1 protein-coding gene is annotated in these 3,425 nt (G+C 64.4%); it reads left to right on the top strand.

What is annotated here, in order from left to right:
* Positions 1-167: 167 nt before the first annotated feature.
* Positions 168-3,425: PAS-domain containing protein (locus OC610_RS23675; RefSeq protein ID WP_264431284.1), on the top strand; the 3,258-nt coding region annotated here is incomplete at its 3' end.

Genomic DNA, 3,425 nt, shown 5'->3' with positions numbered 1-3,425 from the left:
GTGGGAGCGAGCTTGCTCGCGATGAGGCCGGCAACATCGCTGCATAAAAAAATCCCACCCGCGACACCCCGCCACGCCTCGACCTTGGTCGACACTGACGAACCCGAGCGGGCATGCGAGACTGTCTTGCCGGGCTCAAGCCCGGACGTATTTGTCTGGGAGTTTCCATGTCGCTGTCCAGCGGGCTGATCGCCGTTGTCGCCCTGGCCTATATGGCCATCATGTTCGCCATCGCCTTCTACGGCGACCGACGCAGCACGCCGCTGCCGCCGCGCGTGCGGGCGTGGGTCTATAGCCTGTCGCTGGCGGTGTATTGCACCAGTTGGACGTTCTTTGGCGCAGTGGGCCAGGCCGCCGAACAACTCTGGGCCTTCCTGCCGATCTACCTCGGGCCGATCCTGTTGATGGTGTTGGCGCCGTGGGTCCTGCAGAAGATGGTGATGATCAGCAAGCAGGAGAACATCACCTCCATCGCCGACTTCATCGCCGCCCGCTATGGCAAGTCCCAATCCCTGGCGGTGGTGGTAGCCCTGATCTGCCTGGTCGGCGTGCTGCCCTACATTGCCTTGCAGCTCAAGGGCATCGTGCTCGGGGTGAACCTGTTGATCGGTGCCGGTGCCGACGCCATGGGCACCCGGGCGCAGGACACGGCGTTGATCGTCTCGCTGATCCTGGCACTGTTCACGATCGTCTTCGGCACCCGCAACCTCGACGCCACCGAGCACCACCGCGGCATGGTGCTGGCGATTGCCTTTGAATCCCTGGTCAAGCTGTTCGCCTTCCTGGCGGTCGGCGCGTTCGTCACGTTCGGCCTTTATGACGGCTTCGACGACCTGTTCAACCAAGCAATGCTGGCGCCGCGACTGGAGCAGTACTGGAAAGAAACCATCAACTGGCCATCCATGGTGGTGCAGACCGGGGTGGCGATGATGGCGATCATCTGCCTGCCGCGGCAGTTTCACGTCACCGTGGTCGAGAACATCGACCCCCAGGACCTGCGCCTGGCCAAATGGGTGTTCCCCGCCTACCTGGCCCTGGCGGCGCTGTTCGTCGTGCCGATCGCCCTCGCCGGCCAAATGATGTTGCCCAGCTCGGTGTTGCCGGACTCGTTCGTCATCAGCCTGCCACTGGCCCAGGCCCATCCGGCGCTGGCGGTGCTGGCCTTCATCGGCGGCGCCTCGGCCGCCACCGGCATGGTGATCGTCGCGAGTGTCGCGCTGTCGACCATGGTCTCCAATGACATGCTGCTGCCCTGGCTGTTGCGCCGCAACAACGCCGAGCGTCCCTTTGAAGTGTTCCGCCAATGGATGCTGTCGGTCCGCCGGGTGAGTATTGTCGTGATCCTCCTGCTGGCCTACGTCAGCTATCGATTGCTGGGTTCGACAGCGAGCCTGGCGACCATCGGCCAGATCGCCTTCGCCGCCGTGACGCAACTGGCGCCCGCCATGCTCGGCGCGCTGTACTGGAAACAGGCAAACCGGCGCGGTGTGTTTGCCGGCCTCGCCATGGGCATATTCCTCTGGTTCTACACCCTGGTGCTGCCGATCGCCGCCCATAGCCTGGGCTGGTCGCTGGGCAGTTTCCCCGGTCTGGCCTGGCTGCATGGCAACCCACTGAACCTGCCGATCACGCCGTTGACCCAAGGCGTCGTCCTGTCCCTGGCCGGCAATTTCATTTTGTTCGCCTGGGTCTCGGTCCTGTCGCGCACGCGCGTGTCGGAGCATTGGCAGGCCGGGCGTTTCATTGGCCAAGAGATCAGCGCCCGACCCAATCCACGCTCCATGCTGGCGGTGCAGATCGATGATCTGTTGCAACTTGCCGCCCGCTTCGTCGGCGAAGAACGGGCGCGTCAGAGTTTCATCCGCTTTGCCTATCGCCAAGGCAAAGGCTTCAATCCGAGCCAGAACGCCGACAGCGAATGGATCGCCCACACCGAGCGACTGTTGGCCGGTGTGCTGGGGGCCTCATCGACGCGCGCGGTGGTGAAGGCGGCCATCGAAGGCCGGGAGATGCAACTGGAAGACGTCGTGCGGATCGCCGACGAAGCGTCCGAGGTGCTGCAATTCAACCGGGCCCTGCTGCAAGGCGCCATCGAAAACATCACCCAAGGCATCAGCGTGGTCGATCAGTCCCTGCGGCTGGTGGCGTGGAACCGCCGGTACCTGGAATTGTTCAACTACCCCGACGGCTTGATCAGCGTCGGTCGGCCGATCGCCGACATCATCCGCTACAACGCCGAGCGCGGCCTCTGTGGCCCGGGCGAGGCGGAAGTCCATGTCGCCCGGCGCCTGCACTGGATGCGCCAGGGCCGCGCGCACACCTCGGAACGGTTATTCCCCAACGGCCGGGTGATCGAGCTGATCGGCAACCCGATGCCCGGCGGCGGTTTTGTCATGAGTTTCACCGACATCACCGCGTTCCGCGAAGCTGCCCAGGCCTTGACCGAAGCCAACGAAGGGCTGGAGCAACGGGTGGCCGAACGCACCCGCGAACTGTCGCAACTGAACCTGGCCCTGACCGAAGCCAAGAGCACGGCCGAATCCGCGTACCAATCCAAGACCCGCTTCCTTGCCGCTGTCAGCCATGACCTGATGCAACCGCTCAACGCCGCGCGACTGTTCTCCGCCGCGTTGTCCCACCAGCACGACGGCTTGCCGAGCGAGGCCCGGCAGTTGGTCCAGCATCTGGACAGCTCATTGCGCTCAGCCGAGGACCTGATCACTGACCTGCTGGACATTTCCCGGCTGGAAAACGGCAAGATCAACCCCGACCGCAAGCCGTTCGCCCTCAACGATTTGTTCGACACCCTGGGCGCCGAATTCACGGCGCTGGCCCAGGAGCAAGGCCTGAAATTCCGGGTTCGTGGTTCGCGGTTGCGGGTCGACAGCGACATCAAGTTGCTGCGGCGCGTTCTGCAGAACTTCCTCACCAACGCCTTCCGCTACGCCAAGGGGCCGGTGCTGCTGGGCGTACGCCGCCGAGACGGTGAGTTGTGCCTGGAGGTCTGGGATCGAGGGCCGGGCATCGCCGAAGACAAACAGCAGGTGATTTTCGAAGAGTTCAAACGCCTCGACAGCCATCAGACCCGCGCCGAAAAAGGCCTCGGACTGGGCCTGGCGATCGCTGATGGGCTGTGCCGCGTGCTTGGCCACACATTGCGCGTACGCTCCTGGCCGGGGCGCGGCAGTGTGTTCAGCGTCAGCGTACCGCTGGCCAGCACGCAAGTCGTGGCGCCCACTGTCGTGGTCGAGCCCAACGGTCACTTGCCCAGCGGAGCGCAGGTGCTGTGCGTGGACAACGAAGACAGCATCCTGATTGGCATGGACAGCCTGCTGACTCGCTGGGGTTGCCGGGTGTGGACCGCGCGCAACCGCGAGGAATGCGAGCGCTGGCTGACCCAGGGTGGCCGCCCGCAACTGGCGCTG

Origin of the sequence: Pseudomonas agronomica (assembly GCF_025917275.1) — a bacterium.
Lineage (GTDB): Bacteria > Pseudomonadota > Gammaproteobacteria > Pseudomonadales > Pseudomonadaceae > Aquipseudomonas > Aquipseudomonas agronomica.
The sequence above is the reverse complement of the archived record's forward strand: the minus strand, read 5'-3'. Positions and strand labels throughout refer to the sequence as shown.